Below are 24,449 nucleotides of genomic sequence, written 5' to 3'. Positions count from 1 at the left end.
TCAGGGTGTCCCGACGCTACAGGTTGCCGCGACGGTCCTGTTCGCGCTCGATGGACTCGAACAGCGCCTTGAAGTTGCCCTTGCCGAAGCCCAGCGAACCGTGCCGCTCGATGAACTCGTAGAAGACGGTCGGACGGTCGCCGATCGGCTTGGTGAAGATCTGCAGCAGGTAGCCGTCCTCGTCGCGGTCGACCAGGATGCCGCGCTTCTTCAGCTCCTCAATCGGCACCCGCACCTTGCCGATACGCTCGCGCAGCTCCGGGTCGTCGTAGTAGGCGTCCGGGGTGTTGAGGAACTCCACGCCGCGGGCGCGCAGCACGTCCACGGTGGTGAGGATGTCGTTGGTGGCGAGCGCCATGTGCTGGCAGCCGGGGCCGGCGTAGAACTCCAGGTACTCGTCGATCTGGGACTTCTTCTTGGCGATGGCCGGCTCGTTGAGCGGGAACTTCACCCGGTGGTTGCCGCTGGCGACGACCTTGGACATCAGGGCGGAGTACTCGGTGGCGATGTCGTCGCCGACGAACTCGGCCATGTTCACGAAGCCCATGACCCGGTTGTAGAACTGGACCCACTCGTCCATCCGGCCCAGCTCGACGTTGCCCACGGCGTGGTCCAGGGCCTGGAACAGGCGCTTGGGCGAGCCCTCCGGGTGGGTGACGCTGCTCTTGGCGACGACGTAGCCCGGCAGGTAGGGGCCGTTGTAGCGGGAGCGGTCGATCAGGGTGTGGCGGGTCTCGCCGTAGGTGGCGATGGCCGCGCGGCGCACGGTGCCGTTCTCGTCCGTGACGTCGTTCGGCTCCTCCAGGACGGTGGCGCCGCTGGCGCGGGCGTGCTCGATGCACTTGTCGACGTCCGGGACCTCCAGGGCGAGGTCGACCACGCCGTCGCCGTGGCGGCGGTGGTGGTCCAGCAGCGGGCTGTCCGGCTGGACGCCGCCCTTGATCACGAAGCGGCAGGAGCCGGAGCGCAGCACGTAGGACTTGCGGTCGCGGCGACCGGTCTCCGGGCCGGAGTAGGCGACCAGCTCCATGCCGAACACGACCTGGTAGAACTGGGCCGTCTGGGTGGCGTTGCCGACCACGAACACGACGGCGTCCTGAGCGGTGACCGGGAACGGGTCGGAGGCCTGGTCGTGCTCGACGAGGCCGACGAGGCGGCGCAGCTGGTCGGCGTCGAGGCCGGCCTCGCGCTCCTCGGGGGTCAGCTCAAGGGCGTGGGACTGCGGGGTCATCGCTCGTTCCTCCACTCAGGGCCTCGGCATTGAGGCTTCCGGGGGTTTCCGGGGGTTTGGGGCTTCCGGTCGATCGCGTGGATCGCTGCCGCACGGCGAACGGGTGGGCGGTGCGGTTGCGCAGAGCTTGCTCCTGTTGTGAGGGTTGGGCAACAGGTCGATCTTTCGCTGCTCAATGTGTACAAGCTGATCAGGATTTCCCGGCTCTGGCTGCACAATGTGCGCTGCCTCAGGGCGGTGCTCCCACGAAATCTGCGCAACCGGTGACTAGCGCCCGTCGGCACGCTGGCCTTCGGTGGGCGGGAGGTGGCGCAGGAACCAGTCCCCGGCCAGCTCAGCGGCCCGGTCGAGGGTGCCCGGTTCCTCGAACAGATGGCTCGCGTGCGGCACCACCGCCAGCTCGCTCCCGCCCCGCAGCCGGGCCCGGGCCTGCCGGTTGAGGTCGAGCACTGCGGTGTCCAGGGCACCGACCACGAGCAGCGTCGGGGTGTCCACCCGGCCCAGGACGTCGGGGCCGGCGAGGTCCGGGCGCCCGCCCCGGGAGACGACGGCGCGCACCGCCGGGCCCAGCTCGGCGGCGGTGTACAGCGCGGCTGCCGCGCCGGTGCTGGCGCCGAAGAGGCCGAGCGGCAGGCCGTGCGCCCCGTCGGTGCGCTCCAGCTCCCGCGCGACGGCGGTCAGCCGGGAGCCGAGCAGGCCGACATCGAACACCTTGCGACGGTCCGGCTCCTCGGCCTCGGTGAGCAGGTCGAACAGCAGGGTGCCCAGCCCGACCCGGTTCAGGTACCGGGCGACGTGCCGGTTGCGCGGGCTGTGCCGGCTGCTGCCGCTGCCGTGCGCGAACACCACGACCCCGCGCGCCCCGGCCGGCACTGTCAGCCGGCCCGCGAGCCGGACCCCGGCGACGGACAGCACCAGCTCGCGGTCGACGCCCTCCGGCGGATCATCGGGCCGTCCGCCCCCGCGCCCGCCCCGGCTCCGGGCCTCGGCCAGCAGCCGCAGCACCTCCTCGTCGTCGGTCTGCGAGAAGTCGGCGTAGAACTCGCCGATCGCGAAGAACGGGGACGGCGTGTCGACGCAGACCAGCTCGTCGGCGACCTCGGTCAGCCGGTCCGTCCAGTCCCGCGGCGCCACCGGCACGGCGAGCACCACCCGGGCCGCGCCGCGCGCCCGGACGATCCGGCAGGCCGCTCTGGCGGTGGAACCGGTGGCGATGCCGTCGTCCACCACGACCACCGTGCGTCCGCGCAGGTCGGAGGCCGGACGGTCGCCCCGGTAGCGGCGGGCCCGGCGCGCCAGCTCGGTGCGCTCGCGCCGCTCGACCTGCGCCAGCTGCTCGTCGCTGACCCCGGCCAGCCGCAGGACCTGCTCGTTCAGCACCCGGACGCCGTCCTCGCCGATCGCCCCCATGGCCAGCTCGGGCTGGTACGGCACCCCGAGCTTGCGGATCACGCAGATGTCCAGCGGCACGTCGAGGGCCGTCGCCACCTCGGCGGCCACCGGCACCCCGCCGCGGGGCAGGGCGACCACCACGGTGTCGGGGCCGGCGAGGTGGGCGAGGCGGGCGGCCAGCCGGCGTCCCGCGTCGGTGCGGTCGGTGAAGTGGGTTCCGGTGACGTGCATGACACGGCCTCCGAGTTCCACCGTACGCCGGTCGTGACGGGTCGGTGCGGGTCGGTGCGGGGGGGCGTCCCGGGCGCCTCCCGGGTGGGCCCCGGGAGGCGCCCGGTGAGGCCCGGGCTTCTGCCCGGTCGGTCCCGGGTGCGTCCCGGGCACTCGCGGGCCGGAACGGGACGGAGCAGCCGCACGGCCGGGAGCGGGACGGGACGCCACCCCCGTGCGGCCGGGACGGCGGGCGGCGGACGGTGGTCCGCAGAGGCGGTCCGCCGAGCCCGCCCACCACCGAAGGAGCGTCCGTCATGCCGGGTACCGTCATCACCGACCTGCGCCGCCACGGCGCCGTCGACCCCGGCCGCCTGCTCGCGGGCCCGCTGCGCGCCGTCGGCCTGCAATGGCTCGAACCGGGGCACAGCGTCGAGGCCACCGCCGAGGGCGCCGAGCACGCGCTGTACGTCACCGCGGGCTCCGGCCTCGGCGCACTGCCCGAGGACGTCGTGCAGCCGGACCACCCCGAGCGGGCCGGCACCGGCCTGCCGCTGATCGACGGCACCGCCCTCGTGCTGCCGCTCGGCTCGCGGACCGTCCTGACCGCCGGGACGGCCGGGTTGGAGTACTTCCACGCGGTCCTGGCCGTACCGGCCGTCGAGTCCTCCCCCGAGGAGGCCGGAGAAGCCGGACCCGCCCAGTTGGTGGTGACCACCGGCACCGGATCCGCCATGGTTCTTCTCGGGCGCGACGGCGCGCGGGTGCGGATCCGCTCGCTGGCCCGCCGTGCCATGATCACCAGCGCCTGTGAAGCCTTCGACCAGCTGCGGCTGAGCCCCGGCGCCCACCACGTGCTACCCGGCCGGCCCGACGCCGAGACCGTCCTGCACGTACTGCGCGGCGCGGCCGCCATCGGTCAACGCGCGGACGAGCCAGACCACTTGGCCTCCGACGGTGACCTCCTGCTGGCCCGCCGGGGTCGCACCCTGCACCTGGAGGCCGGCCCACTCGGCGCGGAACTGCTCTGTCTCACCCTGGCCGTGCCCCGCCACCGCGCCGGCACCAGGGCAGCCCTCGCCCGGCGCCGCGCCGAACGCTGCGACCGGCCCTGACCGCCGTCGTCGCCGTCGCCACCACCCGTCCGTCCTCGCCGAAACCCCCCAGGAGTCACCCGTGATCCTCGTACCCGTCGCGGTCCCGCGCACCGCGCCCGCCTTCCGGCGGGTCATCGACCCCGAACAGCGGCCGTCCGTCCGTGCCGGGCTGACCGTCGAGACCCTGCCGCCCGGTGTCCGGGTCGATCAACTGCCCTGTGAGTCGGTCGAGTCGGCCACCGTAGTGCTCGCCGGCCGGCTGTCCGCGGGCGGTCGGATCCTCTCCCCGGGCGAGGTGCTGCACCACCCGCCCGGCAGCAGGCACCGGCTCACCGCCCTGTGCGGTGCGCCGACCGCCGTGCTCACCGTCCGCCCCGTCCTGGCGGCCGCCGAACTCCCCGCCCAGCGCACCGGTTCACGCCCGGCCGGGCCCGAACGGCGGATCACCGTGGACACCGTCGTCCTCCCCCCCCCGGCGAGGCCTGCGGGCCGTTCACCGAGGCCGCGGCCGACACCTTTCTGCTGCCGCTCTCCGGCACCGGGGCCCACCTGGTCGCCGAGGGCGGCGAAGTACCCCTCTTCCCAGGTGACTTGGTGTACCTCCGGGCGGGCGAGCGGTACCGCCTGCGGGCCGGTCCGGGCGGGCCGGTGACCATACTGCGCGGCCGGGTCGGCGCCCTTCCGGCGGCCAGCGGATTGGAACGTCCGAAGGCCGTCGGCTCGGCGGGCTCCTGCGCCACCTGCGCCGTCACCCACAGCAACACGGCTCCGATGAAACAACATCGATGACGGACCGTCAGCTTACCGAGGCGCGGCCAGAGCGGCAGTGCTCGGCCCATATGCGGCGCGGGGGAGAGGTCGCCGTGATCACGGCAGTACCTCGATCCGGGCAGCGGGTGTTCCGTCGGCCGCGCTGCGGGCCACCGGCGCCTCGTCTCCCGGTGCTCGGTCCTCGGCGTTCGATCCCGGTGTGGGCGGCCCGGTGTCCCGGATGCCCGAGGCACCGGTCACGCATCTCGGGCGGGACCGCCGGTGGGCCCATGTCCGTCGGCCCGGCGAAACGCTGCGTGTGCGGCCCCGCCGTGCGGACGACGCCCGGGCATGTCACGGAGAGTCACACGATCCTCGCTGCTAGGGTCGGCCGGGTGGATGAACAGCAGCTGGTCTCATCTTCGGGCCCGGCAGGCGGGGCGGCGCCCGTGCGGGTACTGATCGTCGACGATCACCCCCTCTTCCGTGAGGGGCTCAAGGCGGCGCTGGAGAGCGCCGAGGACGTCTTCGTGGTGGCCGAGGCCGAGCGGGTCGCCGACGTGCCGGAGACGGTCGCCCGGCACCGCCCCAATGTGGTGATCATGGACCTCTCACTGTCCGACGGCTCCGGACTGGAGGCCGTGCGCCGGCTCTCCGCCCAGGAGCAGCCCCCGCCGGTGCTGATGCTGACCATGTCGGACGACGACGGCAACCTGCTCGCCGCCCTCCAGGCGGGCGCCCGCGGCTACCTGGTCAAGGGGGCCGGGCGGGAGGAGGTGCTGCACGCCGTGCGCACGGTCGCCGCGGGCGGCGCGGTGTTCGGCGGCGAGGTGGCCGAACGGATCACCGCGCTGCTGGCCGGGGCGAAGATGCGTGAGGCGGGGCAGCTCTTCCCCGACCTCACCGCCCGTGAGGCCGAGGTGCTGGACCTGGTGGCGCGGGGCCACGACAACCGGCGGATCGCCCGGGAGCTGGTGGTCGCGGAGAAGACCGTCCGCAACCACGTCACCCACATCTTCGAGAAGCTGCACGTGGCGACCCGTGCCGAGGCGGTCGCCCGGGCCCGCGACATGGGCCTCGGCGACGGTTGAGGCAGCCCCGGGCGGCTGGGGATCGCGGTCGGGGCGCGGACCGGTCCGGGGCGCGGGCCCGGCCGGGGGAGGTGGTCCAGGCCGGGGGAGGTGGTCCGGGGGTGCCGGTCCGCCGACCGGCACCCCCGGGGTCTTGCCGGCCCTACCGGACTACGGCTGCATCTCGTACGCGCCCGAGAGCGCCTCGACCCGGGCCCACACCTTCGCGGCGCGCTCGGTGTCGGCCACCGGGCGGCGGACGTTCGCCAGCGCCCAGGCGGCCTGCTCCTCGGTGGTGGAGGACTTTCCGTGCAGCTCGGTGGCGTGCGCGGAGAAGTCGCGGACCAGCGCGTCGAAGATCTGGTCCAGGACGTCCGCGTCCAGGCCGGTCAGCTCGGCCTGCTCCAGCACCAGCTGGCCGTAGACGATCAGCGCGAACAGCTGGCCGATCTCCAGCAGGAAGTCCAGGTCCGCCTGCTGCTCCTTGCCCGGCGCGTGCTTGAGCAGCAACTCGCAGAAACCGTCGGCCTGTTCGCGGAAGCGGGCGACGTTCGCCAGCTGAGCGTGCCGGTCGTAGGCGGCGCGCCAGTCATGGAAGCGGATCGCGCCGAGACCGCGGGCCGGGCCCTGCCGGAACAGGAAGGCGTCGTCGGCGGCGTCCAGCCTGGTCGGCACCGGCGCGTAGTCGGCGGGCGCGAACAGGTAGTTGCCCATGAACTTGAGGATCAACGCCAGGTTGACGTGGACAGTGCCCTCCAGCTTCGGCAGTCCGCGGATGTCCTTGGCGGCCTTGTCGAAGTAGGTGTCCGCCTCGAAACCCTTGGCCGCGATGACGTCCCACATCAGGTCGATGACCTTCTCGCCCTCGGTGGTGACCTTCATCTTGGTCATCGGGTTGAAGAGCAGGTAGCGGCGGTCCTCGGGGGAGGCGGTGCGGAAGTAGTCGACGGCCCGCGCGCTGAACAGCTTCATCGCGACCAGGCGGGCGTACGCGTCGGTCAACTCCCGCCGGACGTGCGGGAAGTCGGTGACCTTGCGGCCGTACAGCACCCGGTTGTGGGCGTGCGTGACAGCCTCGTACATCGCGTGCTCGCAGATGCCGACCGAGGCGGTGCAGAGGTTGAACTTGCCGACGTTGACGGTGTTCAGCGCGGCGTCGAAGGCGGCCTGGCCGGTGTGCAGCACGTCCTCGGCGCGGACCGGGTAGTCCTCCAGGCGGAACTCGCTGACGTACATCTGGGCGTTTACCACGTTCTTGACCAGGTGGTACGCCTCGTGGCGGCTGTCGGCGGCGAAGAAGACGTAGCCCTCGGGGCCCTCGACGTCCGAGCGGCGGCCGAAGACCGAGACCAGACCGGCCACGTTGCCGTTGCCGATGTAGTACTTGGAGCCGGTCGCCGTGAATCCGCCCTCGCCGTCCGGGGTGAGGATCATGTCGGTGGAGTAGATGTCGGCGCCGTGGGTGCGCTCGGACAGGCCGAAGGCCATCACGTGGCCCTCGGCGAGGAGCTTGGCGGCGCGGGCCCGGACGGCCTCGTTCTCGCTCTGCCAGACCGGGCCGAGGCCCAGGATGGTGACCTGCCAGGTGTACCAGTAGCCGAGGCCGTAGAAGCCGAGGATCTCGTTCAGCTCGGCGATCCGCGCGGTGTCCCAGCGCTTGTCCGGGTCGGCCGCGGACGGGGTCAGGAACTCGGCGAACAGGCCCTCCTGTGTGGCGAATTCGAGGAAGTCGGCATACCAGGTGCGGTCGATGTAGGTGTCGATGAGCGCCTTCTTGCCGCGGGACTCGAACCAGTCGACGGTCGCGCGCAGCAGTCGACGGGTCGGCTCGTCGAACTGCGCGGGGTCGTAGGTGCGCGGGTTGAAGAGCATCAGGGCTCCCTTGGATCGAGGGTGTGTGAGGGCGTGCGAGGGTGTCGAGGTGGGTGGGCGCGGCGGAGCCGGCGCAGCCGGTGACGGAGTTCAGCGAACAGCTGACAGATTTCAACCGACAGATTTCAGCTGACAGATTTCAGACTCTGTCATCCGATTTCCGTTCCGGTTCTCCGCCCCCGCCGGTCCGCGAGTCGGCGCAGGGTGGCGAGCACGTCGTCCAGCCACGCGAGGTTCATCCGCTCGAACTCGATGCCGCCGCGCAGCACCACGTGCTGCAGCTCCTGCTGGACGTCCAGCGCGTCGAGGTCGGGGAAGTCCCGCTGCTCGCCGTGGAGGTAGCGGGCGAGCAGGGCGGCATGGCTCTCACGGTGCCGTTCGACCTCGGAGATCAGCGCGGTCAGCGCGGCCGGGTCGTCGAAGGCGGCGGCCCGGATCTTGACCGCGAGCTCGTGCCGCACGGTCTCCGGCTCGACCGGTTCGCGCAGCCAGTCGGCCAGTGCGGCCCGCCCGGGTCCGGCCGCCGAGTACACCTTCTTGTCCGGGCGGCCGTCCTGCACGACCTCCTCGGCGGCGACCCAGCCGTCCGCCTCCATCCGCCGCAGCACCCGGTAGATCTGCTGGTGGGTGGCGGTCCAGAAGCGTCCGATGGAACGGTCGAAGCGCCGGGCCAGTTCGTACCCGGAGCCGGGCTGCTCCAGCAGCGAGACGAGGATCGCGTGCTCCAGTGCCATGCCCGCATCCTGCTATGCAACGAGTTGCATAGGCAACGTTCATGCGGACTGTTGAGACGCAGGTCACCGGCGTGATCGGATGGTTATCAGCCAATGCGGACAATCGGGTGTAAAACCTTTGAGAAGGGCAGAATAGGTACGGGGTACGCCCCATTCCATGGTCCGGAACCACAGGAGGTGGTATCGGTGGCAACCCATTTGCCGACGGGCATGGAGCACCACCCGGACATCGTCGAACTCCGGGAACACTACGAGCGGGTCACCGCGACCCCCCGCGCCCAGGGCGTCGAAGCCCTGGCCGTACTGGCCGGTCTCTTCCTGGCGGCATCGCCTTGGATCGTCGGCTTCACCGCCTTCAGCACCCTGACCGTGACCTGCCTGATCGTCGGTCTGGCCTACACGGTACTGATGGCCGGCTACGGATCGGCCTACGAGCGCACCCACGCGCGGGCTTGGGCCGCCGCCGCGCTCGGTGTCTGGACGATCATCTCCCCCTGGGTCGTGTCGGGTTCCGTCGCGCACGGCAAGAACATCGTCACCTGCGTCATCGTCGGTGCGGTGATGTTCCTGCTCGGCCTCGCGGCGATCTCCATGGCCACGATCACGTCGAACGGAGCAGCGATGCGGCTCGGCCGAGCCGGCCGCGCCAAGGGCTGATCCTCTCCGCAGCCCGCGTCCGGGGCACGGAGGGCACGTGTGCCCGCCGCGCCCCGGCGCACGTCCGAGGCCTTGTTCCGCGGATCACCAGCCCCGTCGGCTGCCGGAGTCCCCGCCTGCCGGAGCCCCGTCCGGCGCTGGACGTGCTACGGGTGCGTCATCCGCAGCACGTCCAGCGCCCGGTCCAGCTGCTCCTCGGTGAGCTCGCCCCGCTCGACGTATCCGCGCTCCAGCACCACCTGACGGATCGTCTTCCGCTCGGCCAGCGACTGCTTGGCGACCTTCGCCGCCTCCTCGTACCCGATGTACCGGTTCAGCGGCGTCACCACCGACGGCGAGGACTCCGCGTACTCGCGGGCCCGCTCCACGTTCGCCGTGATGCCGTCCACCGTCCGGTCCGCCAGCAGCCGGGCGCTGTTGGCCAGCAGCCGCACCGACTCCAGCACGTTGCGGGCGATCACCGGGAGCATCACGTTCAGCTCGAAGTTGCCGCTCGCGCCGGCCAGGGCCACCGTCGCGTCGTTGCCCACCACCTGGGCGGCGACCATCAGCACCACCTCGGGCAGCACCGGGTTCACCTTGCCCGGCATGATGGACGAACCGGGCTGCAGGTCCGGCAGGTTGATCTCGCCCAGGCCGGTGCGCGGGCCGGAACCCATCCACCGCAGGTCGTTCGCGATCTTCGTGAACCCCACCGCCACCGTCCGCAGTTGGCCGCTCAGCTCGACCAGCGCGTCCCGTGCGCCCTGCGCCTCGAAGTGGTCGCGGGCCTCGCTCAGCGGCAGGCCGGTGGCGCGGGCCACCTCCTCGATGACGGCCGCCGGGAAGCCGGGCGGGGTGTTGATGCCGGTGCCCACCGCCGTTCCGCCGAGCGGAAGTTCGGCGACCCGGGGAAGCGTGGCCAGCAGCCGCTCCCGCCCGTGCCGCACCTGCGCCGCGTAGCCGCCGAACTCCTGGCCGAGGGTGACGGGCGTGGCGTCCATCAGGTGGGTGCGGCCCGACTTGACCACCTGCGCGAACTCGACGGACTTGCGCTCCAGCGCCTCCGCGAGGTGCTCCAGCGCCGGGATCAGGTCGTGGGTGACGGCGGCGGTGGCGGCGATGTGGATCGAGGACGGGAACACGTCGTTGGACGACTGGCTCGCGTTCACCTGGTCGTTCGGGTGGACGGACCGCCCCAGCCGCTCGCCGGCCAGGGTCGCGATCACCTCGTTGGCGTTCATGTTGGACGAGGTGCCCGAGCCGGTCTGGAAGACGTCCACCGGGAACTGGTCGTCCCAACGGCCCTCCGCGACCTCCTCGGCCGCCGCCGCGATCGCCCCGGCCGTCTCCGCGTCCAGAACCCCCAGGCGGGCGTTCACCCGCGCCGCGGCCGCCTTGATCCTGGCCAGCGCCGCGATGTGCGCGCGCTCCAGGCGCTGGCCGGACACCGGGAAGTTCTCCACCGCCCGCTGCGTCTGCGCCTGCCACTTCGCGGAGGCCGGCACCCGGACCTCACCCATCGAGTCGTGCTCGATCCGGTACTCCTGCGGCTTCTCCCGCTCGTCACCCATCGTGCGCTGCACCTCCTGTACGGGCCTGTTCGGCCCGGTAACGGGACTTCCGATCACGACAGCCGCGCACGGGCCCCCGGTATTTCCGCCCGGGGGCGGCGATCGCCGATCCGGAGGACGCCGGGTGCGGCGCGGTTACGGCCGGGGGCGCTCGGCGCGGACCAGCTCGGCACGGACCAGCTCGCCCGGCTCGGTGCCGGCCTGGGCGACCGTGGACCCGTCGGGCGCCCAGATCCCGGAACCGCCCGAGCTGTCCGGGAACACGCCGGTGGGCCCGGCGGAGGTGGACAGCACGACCCAGACCCCGTGCGCCGTGGCGCGGTCCCGGCAGTGGCCGTCCCGGCGCTCGGCCTGCGCGGCGCCCGGGCCGTACAGGGTGGAGGCGACGTAGGCGTCGATGCCCAGCGGGGCGGTCTCCTCGGCGTGCGTCGGGTCTGCGATGTCGGCGCAGACCGCGAGGCCCAGCCGCAGGCCGTCCAGCTCCAGTACGACGGGCTTCTCACCCTCGGTGAAGCGGTCGGGCTCGCCCTCGCCGTGCAGGCGCATCTTCCGGTAGACGACGGCGGCGCCCTCGCCGGTGACCGCCAGGGTGGCGATGGACTCGCTGCCGTCGGCCTCCGCGACCGGCGCGCCGACCAGCGCCAGGGTGCCGGTGGCGGCGCAGGCCTCGACCAGCGGGGTGAGCCGCGGGTCCGCCGGGTCGACGGCGGGGGCGGCGAGGTCGTAGCCCGTCAGCGACAGCTCGGGGAACACCACCAGACGGGTCCCCGCGGCTCGCACGGCCTCGGCGTGCCGTTCGACGTTCACGGCCAGGGTCTCCGGGCGGCCGCGGTCGGCACAGAGGGGCTGGGCTACGGTGACGGTCAGCGGCGCGGACGAGGGCATGGCGGCGCCTCCGGTCGATGGGGGTCCGTGGTCAAGATCAACCTATGCGGCCGCCGAGGAGCCGGGCAAGCGTCCGGGCCCGGGCCCGGACGCGGCTGGGCCGGCGAACCGCCCACCGGGCCACGCCACGGCGGCACGAGCAGCGCCGATGCCGCCACCGCCCGGCCCTGCCGTGGCGGGGGCACAGACGGCGTGGACGGGCTCGACTGTTCGGGCCTTGATCACTCGAACGAGTGAGATCCGGGCCGGATCGCTTCAAACGGTCGTACGGCACTTCGTACGCTCCTGACCGGGTCGGCTGGACACCGACCGCCCCCGGAGAGCCGCGGCCCGGCCCGGGGAACCGACGCAGGGGGCGGACCGGATGACCACAGCACACGACCACGACCGTACGAACGGCGCGGGCGGCACGCCGGACCGCCGGGGGAGCGGCCGTGACGCCGGACGCGGACTGACCAGGCGCCAAATGCTCGGCGCCTCCGCGGCGTTCGGCGGGGCGGCCTGGCTGCTGCGCGGCACCATCGGCCCGGACAGCGCGCAGGCCGCCACCCCGCTGCCGCCCGGGCTGCCCGCCGGCACCGAGCTCTACCAGCGGGTCTTCGAGAACTGGTCCGGAGAGATCCGCACCGACCAGCTGTGGACCTGCGCGCCGCGCACCCCGGAAGAGGTGCCGGTTCTCGCCGACTGGGCACACGCCAACGGCTGGCGGCTGCGCGCCTCCGGCCACCGGCACACCTGGGCGCCGCTCACCGTCGCCAACGGGACCGCGGACAGCGCCCGCGTCCTGATCGTCGACGCCAGCCGCTACCTCACCGCCATCACCGCGGACTCGTCCACCACCGTCCGGGCGCAGGCCGGCGCCGGCCTGGAGGCGCTCCTCGCCCACCTGGCCGACCGGGGACTCGGCCTGACGGCCTGCCCGGCGCCCGGTGACCTCACCGTCGGCGGCGTGCTCGCCATCGGCGGCCACGGTACCGCAGCCCCGGCGCACGGCGAACTGCGGCCGGACGGGCACGGCTACGGCTCGGTCAGCAACCAGGTCGTGCGGCTCACCGCGGTCGTCCTCGACCCGGCCACGGGTCGCTACACGCTGCGCACCTTCGAGCGCGCCGAGGACGACAGCGCCGCCTTCCTGGTGCACCTCGGCCGGGCCTTCCTCACCGAGGTCGTGCTGCGCGCCGGGGCCGACCGGCCGCTGCGCTGCGTCAGCCGACTGGACATCCCGGCGAGCGACCTGTTCGCCCGCCCCGGGAGCGCCACGGGCGGCGGCGGACTGCTCGGGGGCCTGTTGGGCGGCGGCGACGGCCCGCGCACCCTCGCCGACTTCGTCGAGCGCGACGGCCGGGTGGAGGCGATCTGGTTCGCCTACACCGACTACCCGTGGCTCAAGACCTGGACGGTCAGCCCGACCAGGCCGCTCGCCTCCCGGGCCGTCGACGAGCCTTACAACTACCCCTTCTCGGACAGCGTTCCGGAGCCGGTCGCCAGGCTGGCCGGCCAAATCGTCTCCGGCGCCTGGGGATCGGCCCCGGTGTTCGGCCAACTCCAGTACCTGGTGGCCAAGGTGGCGCTCACGGGGGACCTCACCGACGTGCTGCTCTCCGGCGGAGTGCTGCGCGATCTGCTCACCGGAGACCTGATCTCCCACCTGCTCGCCGGCGGCCTGCGCTCCGACCTCTGGGGCCCCTCACGCACCCTGCTGCAGTACGTGCGGCCCACCACGCTGCGGGTCACCGCCAACGGCTACGCGATCCTGACCAAGCGCGCCGACCTGCAGTGGGTGGTCAGCGAATTCGCCGCCTACTACCGGCAGTTGCTCGCCGATTACCAGGTCCGGGGCGAGTTCCCGGTGAACGGCGCGGTGGAGATCCGGGTCACCGGCCTGGACGACCCGTCCTGCTCCGGCGTCCCCGGCGCCCGGCCCCCGCTGCTTTCCGCGCTGCGGCCGCGGATGGACCGGCCGGAGTGGGACACCGCGGTCTGGCTCGACGTCCTGGCCTTCCCCGGTACGCCCGGGCTGGAGCGCTTCGCCCGCGACCTGGAGCAGTGGCTGCTACGCACCTTCGACGGCACCCGGGCGGGCACGCGGGTCGAATGGTCCAAGGGCTGGGCCTACACCGCCGAGGCGGCCTGGTCCGACCAGGACCTGATCGGCCGGGTCATCCCCGACAGCCTGCGCGCCGGGGGCGGCCCCGGCTGGGACGAAGCGGTCGCCGTCCTGGACCGCCACGACCCGCACCGGGTGTTCAGCAACCCGTTTCTGGACGGGCTGCTGAAATAGCCGCGCCGGAACCGGGGGACGGCGAACAGCGAACGGATGACAGCGAACAGATGATGAAATCTGTTCGCTGTCATCCGTCATTCGTCATCTGTTCGCGCTCGCCGCTCGCCGGCGGCTGGCGGCTGGCGGCCGGCGAGCGGCGGAATGTCAGATGTGCTCCATCACGATCACCGCCAGGGTGTCCGCCGCCAGCGCGCGGAACACGTGCGGGGCGTCGCCCGGGTAGCTGATGTAGTCGCCCGGGCCGAGCTCGACCGGTGCCTCGCTCGGGCCCACCAGGGCTCGACCCGAGCCGATCATCACGTGCTCGACGGTGCCGGGCATGTGCGGCTCGGAAGCCCTGGTCTCGCCGGGCTGGGCCTCGATCCGGTAGATGTCGCGCCGGGCGTTCGGCGGGCACGAGGAGAGCGCGGTGGCCGCGTAGTTGGCCTGCTCGGAGTGGGTCACCGGCCCCTCTCCGGCCCGCAGCACCTTGACGGTCGGGCGCGGCGGGTCGACCAGCCGGCTGAACGGCACGTTCAGTGCCACGCCGAGCGCCCAGAGCGTCTCCACGCTGGGGTTCCCGGCGCCCGACTCCAGCTGTGAGAGCGTCGACTTGGCGATGCCCGCGCGTCGGGCCAGCTCGGCCATCGACACGCCGCTCCGTTCGCGTTCACGCCGGATGGACGCGGCGATCTGGCCGATCAGCTCCGCGCCGTTGCCGTTGGCGCCCTCGGGCCTGGCGGTCCGGTCACTCATGCTCGCCACTCACTCTTTCCCCAGGCCCCTTCGGCCGGCTTCCCGCTGCTGGTGCCGTTCATGCTGCCACGGTCCACCCTCCAGGGTGCCGGCGCGATCGCCGTTCGCTCCACCGGTCGCTCTGTTCGCCTTGACGAACCACGCGTTTCGGGTTCACCCTGATGGACATGCGTTCGCTATTTCGAACATTGGAACGCGCCACCCTGCGCGACATCGCCCTGGTCTGCGTCGCCGACGCGCTGGTCGGCGCCTCGTTCGGTGCGATCAGCGTGTCCGGCGGCCTGCCGCTGTGGGTGCCGATGGCCCTCTCCCTCCTCGTGTTCGCGGGCGGCTCGCAGTTCGCGGCCGTCGGCGTGGTGCTGTCGGGCGGGAGCGCGCTCGCGGCCGTCGCCACCGGGCTGGTGCTCAACGCCCGACTGCTGCCCTTCGGGTTCGCCGTCGCCGACGTGCTCCAAGGCCCCTGGTGGAAGCGGCTGTTGGGGGCGCAGCTGCTCACCGACGAGAGCGCGGCCTTCGCACTCCAGCAGCGCGAACCGCGCCGGCGCCGGGCGGCGTTCTGGATCTGCGGGGCCTCCCTCTTCGTGGTCTGGAACCTCGCGGTGCTGCTCGGGGGCCTCGTCGGCGGACTGATCGGAGACACCGACGTGCTCGGCCTTGACGCGGCCTTCCCGGCGGTGCTGCTCGCGCTGGTGCTGCCCTCGCTCAGGGACCGCGGGACGCGTACGGCGGCGCTGACGGGTGCGGCGGTGGCCGTCACGGTCGCCCCGTTCGTCCCGGCCGGGGTGCCGGTGCTGTTCGCCCTGACCGGGCTGCTGTTCGCCGGACGGCCGGGGGCGTCGCCGCAGGCCGAGGGGGCGGGAGGGGCGGCCGCGTCGCGGCCGGATGAGCCGGAGGCCGCCGCCGCGGCCGCGGCCGTGAAGGAGGAAGCCCGATGATGCCGCTGTACGCCGTCCTGCTGCTGGCCGCCGGGACGTACGCCTACCGGGTGGCCGGACCGCTGCTCGGCCACCGGTTCGCGCTCTCGGACCGGCTGCGGCACCTGCTGGCCGTCGCGGCGGCGGTGCTGCTGGTCGCGCTGGTGGCCACCGGCGCGCTGACCCAGGGGCACGGCTTCGCCGGGTGGGCCCGACCGGCGGGCGTGCTGGTCGCGGGGGTCCTCGCGTGGCGCCGGGTGCCGTTCCCGGTGGTCGTGGTCGCCGGTGCGGCGACCACGGCGGTGCTGCGGTTGTGCGGGGGGTGAACGACGGTGGGGAGCCGCCCGCCGTCACCTGCCACCCGTCAGCTGCCCGCCGCCAGCCGCCAGCCGCCAGCCGCCAGCCGCCCGCCGTCACCCGTCACCCGTCCTCGCCCAGCCGCTCCGCCTGCACCTCGGGCCGCTTGCTGTCCCACAGCATCTCCCACACCTTGAACACGCAGTGATAGTCCCGCATGCTCCCCTGCGAGATCAGCAGGTAGGTGTCCCCGTCCCGGAGGAGCGTCTGCCTCCGGCTGCTCATCGGGTGCTCCGGCGTGAAGGTCGGGACGATCTTCCGCAGCTCCGCGACGGCCTCCTCGCGGGTGCCCTCCACCTCGCCGAGCACCTTGCTGCCCCAGGTCCGGTCCCTGCCGACGCCCACCGTCTCCTCGACGACCAAGGCCCAACGCGCCATGCCCCGCCTCCCCTTCCGAGTCCCGTTCCGGCGGTCCCGCGGGCACCACGTGTCGCCTTCCTCACTCGTTCCCGTCGGTCCGAGGCCGGGAGGGTTGCGGAATACTCGCCGGTGTCCCGCCGAGACTACAAGGAGCTTCAATGTCGAAGCCGACCCGGATCGACCCGTCCGACCTGCTCGCGGTCGGCGACCTCCTCTCCGACGAGGAGCGGCTGATCCGCGACACCGTCCGCCGTTTCACCGAGGAGCGGATCCGCCCGCACATCGGCGACTGGTTCGAACGCGGCGTCTTCCCGGCCCGCGAACTCGCCCCCGAACTCGGCGCCCTCGGCGTGCTCGGCATGCACCTCGACGGTTACGGCTGCGCGGGCGCCGGTGCCGTGGCGTACGGGGCGGCCTGCATGGAGCTGGAGGCGGCCGACTCCGGGCTGCGCAGCTTCGTCTCCGTCCAGGGCTCGCTCGCGATGCGCTCGATCCACGCCTTCGGCTCGGAGGAACAGAAGCAGCGCTGGCTGCCCGGCATGGCTGCGGGCGAGCTGATCGGCTGCTTCGGCCTCACCGAGCCCGACTTCGGCTCGGACCCGGCGAACATGCGCACCCGGGCGGTCCGCAAGGGCGGTGACTGGGTGCTGTCCGGCAGCAAGATGTGGATCACCAACGGCAGCATCTCCGACGTCGCCGTGGTCTGGGCGCAGACCGAGGAGGGCGTGCGCGGCTTCCTGGTCGAGCGCGGCACCCGCGGCCTGACCGCGACCGACGTGCACGGCAAGCTCTCCCTGCGCGCCTCCGTCACCAGCGAGCTCGCCTTCGACGAGGTGGTGCTGCCCGCCGACGCCGTACTGCCCGGCGTCACCGGCCTGCGAGGCCCGCTCTCCTCGCTCAACGAGGCGCGCTACGGCATCCTCTGGGGCACGGTCGGCGCCGCCCGCGACTGCTACACCGCCGCCCTCGACTACGCCAGGACCCGGATCCAGTTCGACCGCCCGATCGCCGGGTTCCAGCTCACCCAGCAGAAGCTGGTCGAGATGATGCTGGAGGTCGAGAAGGCCTATCTGGTGGCGCTGAGGATCGGCCGGCTCAAGGAGCAGGGCGAGGCACGCGCGCCGCACATCAGCTTCGGCAAGCTCAACAACGTCCGCGCCGCGCTGGAGATCGCCCGCAGCGCCCGTACCGTTCTCGGGGCCAACGGCATCACCACCGAGTACCCGGTGCTGCGGCACGCCAACAACCTGGAGTCGGTGCTCACCTACGAGGGCACCAGCGAGATCCACACCCTCGTCCTCGGCGAGGCCATCACCGGCGAAGCGGCCTACCGCTGACGGCCTTTCCGGCCCTCTCGCGCCAGCGGAACCGGAGCGAGAGGGCCGGCGAAAACCGATGGCCGGGCCCGGCGCGGCCCGGCTACCGTCCCTGCCATGACCAGCCAGTCCGCCCGGCCGACGCTCCCGACCACCACCCTCTGGCGCCCCACCGGCCCGCAGGAGCTGGCCCTGGTCGAGGCCGCCGACCGGCGTGCCTGGCCGCCCAGGCTGCCCGAGCAGCCGATCTTCTACCCCGTGCTCAACGAGGACTACGCGATCCGGATCGCCCGCGACTGGAACGTGCCCGCCTCCGGCGTCGGCTACGTCACCCGCTTCGAGGTGGAGACGGAGTTCCTCGCCCGCTACCCCGTGCGCCGGGCGGGTGGTCGGACGATCCTCGAACTATGGGTTCCCGCAGAGGAGTTGGACGAGTTCAACCGGCACATCGTGGGACGCATCGAGGTCGTCCACGAGTTCCGGCCGGAGCGGTGAGCGCCGTGCACGCACCCGTCCTGCTCACCTCCGCCCAGCCGACCAGCACCACCGCCCTGCTCACCGCGGCCGCCGCCCGCCGCGGCCTGGCCACCTCCGTGCTGACCGGCCCGGACACGGTCGGGGAGCTCGCCGGGCGGCCGGTCCACTGGTACGGCGGGCCGCTCGCCGCGGCCCGGATCGCCGCGCCGCTCGGCCTCGCCCTGCTCGAACCCGAGGACGACTGGCTCGCCCGCCTGCCTGAGGAGTTCACCCGCCGCCGGATCGAACTCACCACCCTCGCCGAGGCCTGGACGCTGCGCCACCCGGCCTTCGTCAAGCCGCCCGCCGACAAGTCGGTCGCGCCTGCGGTCTACCCGGACGGCTCCCGGCTGCCCCGCACCGGTGAGCGGATCGGCCCGGGCACCCCGGTCCTGGTCAGCGAGCCGGTGACCTTCGCCGCCGAGTACCGGCTGTTCCTGCTCGACGGAGAGGTGCTAACGGGCAGCCGCTACGCCCGCTTCGGCCGGCTCGACCCGGCGCCGCTGACGGCCGCCGCCACCGCCTTCGCCCGCCGTCTGCTCGCCGCCGTCGGGGACACCCTGCCCAGTGCCGTCGCCCTGGACGTCGGCCCGATCGCAGACCCCTACGACCCGGTCGAGCACTGGGCCGTGGTCGAGGCGAACCTGCCCTGGTTCGCGCACTGCTACGCCGCCGACCCGGACCGGGTCCTGGACGTCGTGCTGCGCGCGGCCGGGCCGGCCGCCCAACTCGGCGGGCCCGACCGCCGCTTCGTCCGGACGGTCCGTACGATCGGCTGACCACGGGCGGGTGCCCGCGGCCGGTCGGCTCCCCCGACACCTCGCGGACACCCTCCGTTCGACGGCCGGACGCCGGACGGTACGGCGGGCCGTGAAGCATGGCGCGGTCGGCGGCGCCCTCGGCGGGCGCGGCCGGGTGTGCACGACCGAAAGGAAGCCCCACCATGTCCGCAGCCCAGTGGCCCCGCCCCCGCGTGCTCGTCGTCGGGATCGACGGAGTCCGCCACGACTACCTGGCGCAGGTTCCGATGCCGCGCCTCCAGGAGGTCGCCGAGGCCGGGTTCCTGGTGCCGGTCACCGTCGCCGACGGCACGCCCACGATGTCCGGGCCGTGCTGGGCCACCATCGTGACCGGCGTCGAGCCCCCCAAGCACGGTGTCTGGGGCAACCACCTGGGCGGCAACCGGCTGGACGTCTTCCCCGACTTCGCCACCCGCCTCAACCGGGGCGACCGCCGCCGCACCTTCGTCGCGGCCGGCTGGGACCCCCTGATGATCAACGAGTCCGGCGGCCCGCTCTTCCGCGCCCCCGGTCGGCTCTCCTACGTAGCCCCGGCCGAGGACACCCCCGAGGCCTGGGAGACCGTCGACGAGGAGGTCACCCGGGAGGCCGTCCACGTCCTCGGCACCGCCGACCCCGAGGCCTCCTTCGTCTACCTCGGCGCCGTGGACGAGACCGCCCACTTCCTCGGGTGCGGCGAGGAGTACCGTGCCGCCATGCGCACCGCCGACGAGCGCCTCGGCCGCCTGCTCGACGCCGTCCGCGGCCGGGCGACCCATGCCGAGGAGCAGTGGACCGTCATCGTGGTCACCGACCACGGGCACGTCGACGCAGGCGGCCACGGCGGCCGCACGGTCGAGGAGCGGACCGCCTGGGTGGCCTGCGCCGGGCACGGCATCCCGGCCGGCCCGCCCTCCGGCGAGATCCGCCACCCCGACGTCGCCGCCCAGGTGTACGCCTCGCTGCTGCGCCCGATCGACCCGCACTGGACGCTCGACGGCCGTCCCTTCCCGGTCGCCCATCCGGTGCCCGCCGCTGTCTGACGGCAGCTCCGCGCCCGCTCGGACAGCCCGTTCCGGAGGGCCCGTTCCGCATCGACCGTTCCGCATCGACCGTTCCACGCCGACCGTTCCGTACCGCCCGCTGCCCGCCGATGCCCCGGGTGCAGCAGGCCGGGCTGCGGCCGGGCGCCGGTTGAGTCAGGCTCGATCGGGGCTCGGAGCGGACACCGGACGGGCGTGTCGGCCTCGGCGCCGGAACGGCACGTACCTCGGGGATCGGGCCCGCGGACATACGCCTGAAGGTGGAGACCGTACCCCGTGGGTCGGATGCGAGATCGCGACCTCGTGGTGACGCTCCGGCAGGGCGGCCCGGGCCACGATGGTTGCACCCGACCGGCGGACAGCTCCGCCCGGGCGGCCCGCGGAGGGCCGCGGACGCACCGGCAACGGAGGCATCGGCAACGGACGCATCGGCAACGGAGACGGAGAGGGCAGCCAGGCATGAAGGGCATCGTGAGCAAGGTCGCGCTGGGAGTCGCGGGCACCGGCATGGCCGTCGCCGTGGCAGCCGTGGCAATCGGCCCGCGGGTGTCCGAGTGGTACGACGGGCGCCACCAGGAGCAGGCCTCGTACGACACCGGCTCGCAAGCCAAGGCCGAGCGCCGCTCGATGCCGGCCTGGCTGCCCGACAACGCCTCCTCGGTGAAGTACCTGATGTCCACCACGGGCGACGACCGGCTGCTGCGGGCCACGCTCCCCGAGGGGCGGCTGCCCGCGGGCTGCAGGACCGGAGGGTCGGTCCGGGGCCCGCACCCGCTGCCGGTCTCGCTCAAGGCGGGCTGGTTCCCGGAGGGCGTCGCGTCCAAGGCCGTGGGCACCTGCGGGCACTACAATGTGACGCTCACCGGCAACCAGCTCTACGCGTGGCAGGACGGCGCGACGCTGCAGGCGGCTCTGCGGGCCGAACACGTCGCCGAGCACTGAGAGTGCTGATTCGGGCGCTGACCGCGGATCAGCCGTCCTGACCAGGGAACGAAGGGCCCGCCGGGCACCGGAAGGTGCGGGCGGGCCGTCGTCGTGCGCGTGCTGCGGATCGGCCGGTGGGCGGATCCGTCCCGGTGCACCCCTGCCGTCGTCCGCGCCCACCGGGCCGCGATAGGACGGATCGCGAACGAACACCACGTCACCGCGTCCGTGAGGAGACCCATGCCCGGCCCGACCGTCGGCCCCGCCGATGACATGCCGACCGTTTCCGCCTCGACCACCGGCACGATCCCGTCCACCGGCACGGCACCGGCCGCCGGGCACACCGGCCCCGGCCGGGCCACGATCGCGGTCCTCGGGGGCCTCACCGCGCTCGGCCCGCTGACCACCGATCTCTATCTCCCCGGGCTGCCCGCGATCGCCGACGACCTGGTCGCCGAACCGGCTGCCGTCCAGCTCACCCTGACCTTCTCGATGTTCGGGGTCGCGGCCGGGCAACTGCTCTTCGGGCCGCTCAGCGACCGCTTCGGGCGCCGCCCGCCGCTGCTCGCCGGGCTGGTCCTCTACACCTTGTCCAGTGTGGTGTGCGTGCTCGCCCCGAACCTTCCGGTGCTGATCGCCGCCCGGTTCGTCCAGGGCGCGGCCGGCTCGGCGGGACTGGTCATCGGACGCGCCGTCGCCCGGGACCGCTTCCAGGGCGTCGCGATTCTGCGCTTCCTCGCCTCGATCGCGCTGACGTCCGGGCTGGCGCCGATCCTCGCCCCGATCATCGGGGCGCAGCTGCTGCGGTTCACCTCCTGGCGCGGCACCTTCGGGGCGCTCACGGCGCTCGGACTGCTGCTCGCCCTGGCCGCGTTCGGCGCGCTGCGCGAGACGCTGCCGCCGCAGGCCCGGAACGGCGGCGGGGTGGGCGCGGCGCTGCGCACGATCGGGCGGCTGCTGCGCCACCTGCCGTTCCTGGGGCTGGCGTTGACCAGCTCGCTGGCCTTCGGCGCGCTGTTCGGGTACATCAGCGGGTCGTCGACGGTGCTGCAGCACGTCTACCAGGTCTCGCCGCAGACCTACAGCTTGCTGTTCGGGCTGAACTCGGTGTCCATCGTGGTGATGACCCAGTTGAACGGGCGGGTGCTGGCGCCGCGTTTCGCGGCGCGGTCGCTGATGCTGGCAGGGCTCGGGGCGGCGGTCGCGGCCGGGGTGGCGCTGGTGCTGCTGACGACGGTGTGGGACTTCGGGCTGGCCGGGTTCTGCCCGCCGCTGTTCGTGCTGATGGGCAGCCTCGGGGTGGTGCTGCCGAACACGGCGGCGCAGGCGCTGAGCCTGGTCGAGCCGCAGACGGCCGGGACGGCCTCGGCGCTGCTGGGGACGGGCAACTTCTTGTGCGGCGCGGTGGTGGCGCCGCTGAGCAGCCTCGGCGGACGGCCGTCGGCGGTGCTGCTGGCGGTGGTGGTGCTGTGCTGCGGGGCGCTGGCGCTGACGGCGTACCTGGCGCTGTGCCGCCCGGGCCGGCTGCGGGAGGCGGCGGGGTGAGGGAGCCGGACGCCTGACGACGAACGGATGACAGCTGACAGATGTTGAAAACTGTCAGCTGTTATCCGTCATCTGTTACCTGTCATCCGTCACCTGTGATCCGTCGGCCCTCGGCCGCCACCGTTCTCAGGCGATCGAGAAGTCGTCCCCGTACACGCTGCCCTGCCCGTACCAGCCGTGCAGGTACACCGTGACGGTGCCGGAGGCGCCGGTGGTGAAGGGGACGGACAGCTGGGTCCAGCCCGAGGAGTTGGTCCAGGTGCTGGCGGTGGCACCGCCGCTGACACCCAGGTAGGCGTAGTTACCCTGCACCCAACCGCTGAGCGTGTAGCTGGTGTTGGGCTTCAACGTCACCGTCTGGGTGCACTCGCCGGTCTGGCTCGCGGAGGCCGCGGCCAGCAGCGCGTACGAGCCGGAGTGGGCCGGAGCGGTCACCACGTTGCCGCCGCTCTGGCAGGTCCACGGCGCCAGGTTGCCGGTCTCCAGACCGCCGTTGACCAGGCCGGCCGACGGGGACGTGCCGGTGACGGTCAGCGAGTAGGTCGCGGTGTGGGTGCCGGAGGGCGCGGTGGCGGTCACCGTCAGCGGATAGGTGCCCGCCGCGGCGGCCGAGGTGGTGGCGACGTTCAGGCGCGCGCCGTTGCCCGCGGTGACGCTGCCGGGGGTGACGGTGGCGGTGACCCCGGCCGGAGCGCCGCTGACCGAGAGGTTGAGGTTCTGTGCCGAGCCTCCCGTGACCGCCGTCGCGATGGCCGCCGATGTCGAGGAACCGGCCGCCACCGTACCGGAGTTCGGGTTCACCGCGACCGAGAAGTCGTTGCTCGCCGTCGCGCCGCTGGTGAACGGCGCGAAGATGTGGGTGAAGTCCCAGGTGTTCTGGTTGATGCCCGAGCAGGAGTCGTCCCCGCCCTTGCCCGCACAGTTGCCGTTGTCGCGTTGGAGCGCCCAGAACGACAGCGTGCTGATGCCCTTCGAGACCGCCCAGTTGTACACGGTGGTGGCATTGGCCACCGTGAAGGTCTCGGCCGCGCCGAAGTCGTCGATGCCGACCATCTCGGTGATCCCGATCGAACCCCACAGCTGCGCCGGGGCCTTGGACGGGTAGAGCCTGGCCAGCTGGTTGTACAGCCCCTGCGCCGAGGTCTGGGTGTCGGCCGCCATGTCGTGGGTGGCGTTGTCGTAGTAGTCGAAGGTCATCATGTTGACGACGTCGATCCGCGCGTTGTTGCCGACCGCGTTGCGCAGCACCGCGAGGCCGCTGTCGGCCAGCCCGCCGGTGGTGGTCGGCAGCGTGTAGGAGAACTGGACGGTGCGCCCGTTGGCGGCGGCCCAGTCCTGCACGGTCTTGATCGCCTTGTTGCGGCGGTCGATGCCGGCCGTGTTGGTCAGGGAGTTGTCCTCGATGTCGAGGTCGATCCGGCTGATGTCGTAGGTGGTGATCAGGTTCTCGTAGGCGGCCGCGATCTGGTTGACATCGGTGCAGCTGTCGGCCAGTTCGGTGCCGGTGTTGTCGGCGGTGTAGCCGCCGAAGGAGGGGATCACGTCCCCGCCGTCGGCGCGGATGGTGGCGATGTCGGCGCCGAAGGTCGAGGAGGAGACCGGCTTGGAGGTGTCGCCGTTCCAGTACGGGGTGCAGGAGCCCTTGGTGTCGGCCTGCAGGAAGGCCATCGTGAGGTACTTGGCGCCGGACTGTGCGGCCAGGGTGGCGGGGCTCTGGCCGGTCCAGGACTCGAAGTAGGGTGCGAAGACCCGGGTGGGGAGCGGGGTGGCGGCCTGGGCGGAGCCCGTCCCGGCGGCGACCAGACCGGCCGAGGCGGCCAGTGTGGCGCAGGCCGTCAACGCGGCCTGGACGGTTCTGCGAAGACGCATGGATTCTCCAACGGAATCGGTGGGGCGGGACGTTGGGGAGGTGCTCGGTGGTCCGGGGCGTCGGCGGCCGTGTGGGGTCGGCCGCGCGGGCCGCGGTCCGGAGCGTCCGGTGCGGACACGGGGGCGTGCGGAACCCACCGACTCGCGTGGAGGCGGGCGACGGTGCGAGCGCGCGCGCCGTACGGAGCGGGGGCGTGCGGAGCAGGGCAGGGCGGTGCCTCAGCCGCCGGTGGTCACACCCCCACAGTGCATCCCGGTCGGATCGACATGCTTATGTTTGGACTAGACCACTAGTCTGTCAAGGGACCTAACAGTTCGTCAGCATGTGGCCCCGGTCGCCGAAGGGAAGTGATCGG

At 72.8% G+C, this 24,449-nt stretch carries 22 protein-coding genes; 13 read left to right on the top strand and 9 right to left on the bottom strand.

Annotation, left to right across the window (positions count from 1 at the left end):
* Window positions 1–16: 16 nt before the first annotated feature.
* Complete coding sequence (gene hppD / locus ACFV1W_RS05550) at window positions 17–1,231, bottom strand: 4-hydroxyphenylpyruvate dioxygenase (protein ID WP_380413364.1); 1,215 nt, start codon at window positions 1,229–1,231, stop codon at window positions 17–19.
* 267 nt (window positions 1,232–1,498) lie between these two features.
* Window positions 1,499–2,854, bottom strand: a complete 1,356-nt coding sequence (locus ACFV1W_RS05545; protein ID WP_380413362.1) for a phosphoribosyltransferase family protein — start codon at window positions 2,852–2,854, stop codon at window positions 1,499–1,501.
* Window positions 2,855–3,150: 296 nt separating this feature from the next.
* Between ACFV1W_RS05545 and ACFV1W_RS05540 the strand changes: the two genes are divergently transcribed.
* The 3 genes from ACFV1W_RS05540 to ACFV1W_RS05530 all read left to right on the top strand — a co-directional run bounded on the left by ACFV1W_RS05540 (window position 3,151) and on the right by ACFV1W_RS05530 (window position 5,771).
* On the top strand, window positions 3,151–3,948 hold the full coding sequence (locus tag ACFV1W_RS05540; RefSeq protein ID WP_380413361.1) for a hypothetical protein: 798 nt from the start codon (window positions 3,151–3,153) through the stop codon (window positions 3,946–3,948).
* A 61-nt stretch (window positions 3,949–4,009) separates the two neighbouring features.
* Entirely contained in the window at window positions 4,010–4,582 is a 573-nt protein-coding gene (locus tag ACFV1W_RS05535; protein WP_380413359.1) for a hypothetical protein, read from the top strand.
* A gap of 493 nt (window positions 4,583–5,075) precedes the next feature.
* Window positions 5,076–5,771 (top strand): response regulator, encoded by a 696-nt coding sequence (locus ACFV1W_RS05530; protein ID WP_380413357.1) that lies wholly within the window; start codon window positions 5,076–5,078, stop codon window positions 5,769–5,771.
* A gap of 150 nt (window positions 5,772–5,921) precedes the next feature.
* Here ACFV1W_RS05530 and ACFV1W_RS05525 read toward each other — a convergent pair whose 3' ends face one another.
* Both ACFV1W_RS05525 and ACFV1W_RS05520 read right to left on the bottom strand, forming a co-directional pair.
* A complete protein-coding gene (locus tag ACFV1W_RS05525) occupies window positions 5,922–7,622 on the bottom strand; it encodes an acyl-CoA dehydrogenase family protein (protein ID WP_380413355.1) in 1,701 nt (566 codons plus the stop codon).
* Between the two features lie 149 nt (window positions 7,623–7,771).
* Window positions 7,772–8,356 (bottom strand): PadR family transcriptional regulator, encoded by a 585-nt coding sequence (locus ACFV1W_RS05520; RefSeq protein WP_380413353.1) that lies wholly within the window; start codon window positions 8,354–8,356, stop codon window positions 7,772–7,774.
* A gap of 186 nt (window positions 8,357–8,542) precedes the next feature.
* Between ACFV1W_RS05520 and ACFV1W_RS05515 the strand changes: the two genes are divergently transcribed.
* A complete protein-coding gene (locus ACFV1W_RS05515) occupies window positions 8,543–9,013 on the top strand; it encodes an SPW repeat protein (RefSeq protein ID WP_380413351.1) in 471 nt (156 codons plus the stop codon).
* A gap of 146 nt (window positions 9,014–9,159) precedes the next feature.
* Here the strand turns inward: ACFV1W_RS05515 and ACFV1W_RS05510 are convergent, their stop codons facing one another.
* A complete protein-coding gene (locus ACFV1W_RS05510; RefSeq protein ID WP_380413349.1) occupies window positions 9,160–10,566 on the bottom strand; it encodes a class II fumarate hydratase in 1,407 nt (468 codons plus the stop codon).
* A gap of 135 nt (window positions 10,567–10,701) precedes the next feature.
* Window positions 10,702–11,451 carry a carbon-nitrogen hydrolase family protein gene (locus ACFV1W_RS05505; protein ID WP_380413347.1) on the bottom strand — a complete coding sequence of 250 codons (750 nt, stop codon included), beginning with the start codon at window positions 11,449–11,451 and terminating at the stop codon, window positions 10,702–10,704.
* Between the two features lie 466 nt (window positions 11,452–11,917).
* On the opposite strand from ACFV1W_RS05505, the gene ACFV1W_RS05500 reads away from it, so the two are divergent.
* A complete protein-coding gene (locus tag ACFV1W_RS05500) occupies window positions 11,918–13,732 on the top strand; it encodes a cholesterol oxidase substrate-binding domain-containing protein (protein ID WP_380413455.1) in 1,815 nt (604 codons plus the stop codon).
* Window positions 13,733–13,879: 147 nt separating this feature from the next.
* On the opposite strand, the gene ACFV1W_RS05495 is transcribed toward ACFV1W_RS05500, so the two are convergent.
* Window positions 13,880–14,470: a helix-turn-helix domain-containing protein gene (locus ACFV1W_RS05495; RefSeq protein WP_380413345.1), complete on the bottom strand. Its 591-nt coding sequence runs from the start codon at window positions 14,468–14,470 to the stop codon at window positions 13,880–13,882.
* A gap of 167 nt (window positions 14,471–14,637) precedes the next feature.
* On the opposite strand from ACFV1W_RS05495, the gene ACFV1W_RS05490 reads away from it, so the two are divergent.
* Window positions 14,638–15,405, top strand: coding sequence for an AzlC family ABC transporter permease (locus ACFV1W_RS05490; RefSeq protein ID WP_380413343.1), 768 nt, complete (start codon window positions 14,638–14,640; stop codon window positions 15,403–15,405).
* Window positions 15,405–15,710, top strand: coding sequence for an AzlD domain-containing protein (locus ACFV1W_RS05485; RefSeq protein ID WP_380413453.1), 306 nt, complete (start codon window positions 15,405–15,407; stop codon window positions 15,708–15,710). The genes ACFV1W_RS05490 and ACFV1W_RS05485 overlap by 1 nt, the downstream gene beginning before the upstream one ends.
* A 94-nt stretch (window positions 15,711–15,804) precedes the next feature.
* Here ACFV1W_RS05485 and ACFV1W_RS05480 read toward each other — a convergent pair whose 3' ends face one another.
* On the bottom strand, window positions 15,805–16,119 hold the full coding sequence (locus tag ACFV1W_RS05480) for a hypothetical protein (RefSeq protein WP_380413341.1): 315 nt from the start codon (window positions 16,117–16,119) through the stop codon (window positions 15,805–15,807).
* Between the two features lie 140 nt (window positions 16,120–16,259).
* On the opposite strand from ACFV1W_RS05480, the gene ACFV1W_RS05475 reads away from it, so the two are divergent.
* The 6 genes from ACFV1W_RS05475 to ACFV1W_RS05450 all read left to right on the top strand — a co-directional run bounded on the left by ACFV1W_RS05475 (window position 16,260) and on the right by ACFV1W_RS05450 (window position 22,224).
* Window positions 16,260–17,438, top strand: a complete 1,179-nt coding sequence (locus ACFV1W_RS05475; protein ID WP_380413340.1) for an acyl-CoA dehydrogenase family protein — start codon at window positions 16,260–16,262, stop codon at window positions 17,436–17,438.
* Window positions 17,439–17,534: 96 nt separating this feature from the next.
* A complete protein-coding gene (locus tag ACFV1W_RS05470; protein ID WP_380413338.1) occupies window positions 17,535–17,912 on the top strand; it encodes a hypothetical protein in 378 nt (125 codons plus the stop codon).
* A gap of 5 nt (window positions 17,913–17,917) precedes the next feature.
* Window positions 17,918–18,712, top strand: coding sequence for an ATP-grasp domain-containing protein (locus tag ACFV1W_RS05465; RefSeq protein ID WP_380413336.1), 795 nt, complete (start codon window positions 17,918–17,920; stop codon window positions 18,710–18,712).
* Window positions 18,713–18,876: 164 nt separating this feature from the next.
* Complete coding sequence (locus ACFV1W_RS05460) at window positions 18,877–19,755, top strand: alkaline phosphatase family protein (protein WP_380413335.1); 879 nt, start codon at window positions 18,877–18,879, stop codon at window positions 19,753–19,755.
* Between the two features lie 459 nt (window positions 19,756–20,214).
* Window positions 20,215–20,697 carry a hypothetical protein gene (locus ACFV1W_RS05455; RefSeq protein ID WP_380413333.1) on the top strand — a complete coding sequence of 161 codons (483 nt, stop codon included), beginning with the start codon at window positions 20,215–20,217 and terminating at the stop codon, window positions 20,695–20,697.
* Window positions 20,698–20,919: 222 nt separating this feature from the next.
* The gene (locus tag ACFV1W_RS05450) at window positions 20,920–22,224 is read left to right on the top strand and encodes a multidrug effflux MFS transporter (protein WP_380413331.1); all 1,305 of its coding nucleotides are present in this window, start codon (window positions 20,920–20,922) and stop codon (window positions 22,222–22,224) included.
* Window positions 22,225–22,350: 126 nt separating this feature from the next.
* Here ACFV1W_RS05450 and ACFV1W_RS05445 read toward each other — a convergent pair whose 3' ends face one another.
* Window positions 22,351–24,093, bottom strand: a complete 1,743-nt coding sequence (locus tag ACFV1W_RS05445; RefSeq protein ID WP_380413330.1) for a glycosyl hydrolase family 18 protein — start codon at window positions 24,091–24,093, stop codon at window positions 22,351–22,353.
* Window positions 24,094–24,449 lie beyond the last annotated feature (356 nt).

Source organism: Kitasatospora sp. NPDC059648, from assembly GCF_042734825.1.
Classification (GTDB): Bacteria; Actinomycetota; Actinomycetes; order Streptomycetales; family Streptomycetaceae; genus Kitasatospora.
This window is presented reverse-complemented; position numbering and strand designations above follow the sequence as displayed.

Coding starts and splice junctions, on each gene's coding strand:
- hppD (WP_380413364.1), bottom strand. CDS start 1,231: ATGACCCCGCAGTCCCACGCCCTTGAGCTGACCCCCGAGGAGCGCGAG.
- ACFV1W_RS05545 (WP_380413362.1), bottom strand. CDS start 2,854: ATGCACGTCACCGGAACCCACTTCACCGACCGCACCGACGCGGGACGC.
- ACFV1W_RS05540 (WP_380413361.1), top strand. CDS start 3,151: ATGCCGGGTACCGTCATCACCGACCTGCGCCGCCACGGCGCCGTCGAC.
- ACFV1W_RS05525 (WP_380413355.1), bottom strand. CDS start 7,622: ATGCTCTTCAACCCGCGCACCTACGACCCCGCGCAGTTCGACGAGCCG.
- ACFV1W_RS05520 (WP_380413353.1), bottom strand. CDS start 8,356: ATGGCACTGGAGCACGCGATCCTCGTCTCGCTGCTGGAGCAGCCCGGC.
- ACFV1W_RS05510 (WP_380413349.1), bottom strand. CDS start 10,566: ATGGGTGACGAGCGGGAGAAGCCGCAGGAGTACCGGATCGAGCACGAC.
- ACFV1W_RS05505 (WP_380413347.1), bottom strand. CDS start 11,451: ATGCCCTCGTCCGCGCCGCTGACCGTCACCGTAGCCCAGCCCCTCTGT.
- ACFV1W_RS05500 (WP_380413455.1), top strand. CDS start 11,918: ATGCTCGGCGCCTCCGCGGCGTTCGGCGGGGCGGCCTGGCTGCTGCGC.
- ACFV1W_RS05495 (WP_380413345.1), bottom strand. CDS start 14,470: ATGAGTGACCGGACCGCCAGGCCCGAGGGCGCCAACGGCAACGGCGCG.
- ACFV1W_RS05490 (WP_380413343.1), top strand. CDS start 14,638: ATGCGTTCGCTATTTCGAACATTGGAACGCGCCACCCTGCGCGACATC.
- ACFV1W_RS05485 (WP_380413453.1), top strand. CDS start 15,405: ATGCCGCTGTACGCCGTCCTGCTGCTGGCCGCCGGGACGTACGCCTAC.
- ACFV1W_RS05480 (WP_380413341.1), bottom strand. CDS start 16,119: ATGGCGCGTTGGGCCTTGGTCGTCGAGGAGACGGTGGGCGTCGGCAGG.
- ACFV1W_RS05475 (WP_380413340.1), top strand. CDS start 16,260: ATGTCGAAGCCGACCCGGATCGACCCGTCCGACCTGCTCGCGGTCGGC.
- ACFV1W_RS05470 (WP_380413338.1), top strand. CDS start 17,535: ATGACCAGCCAGTCCGCCCGGCCGACGCTCCCGACCACCACCCTCTGG.
- ACFV1W_RS05460 (WP_380413335.1), top strand. CDS start 18,877: ATGTCCGCAGCCCAGTGGCCCCGCCCCCGCGTGCTCGTCGTCGGGATC.
- ACFV1W_RS05455 (WP_380413333.1), top strand. CDS start 20,215: ATGAAGGGCATCGTGAGCAAGGTCGCGCTGGGAGTCGCGGGCACCGGC.
- ACFV1W_RS05450 (WP_380413331.1), top strand. CDS start 20,920: ATGCCCGGCCCGACCGTCGGCCCCGCCGATGACATGCCGACCGTTTCC.
- ACFV1W_RS05445 (WP_380413330.1), bottom strand. CDS start 24,093: ATGCGTCTTCGCAGAACCGTCCAGGCCGCGTTGACGGCCTGCGCCACA.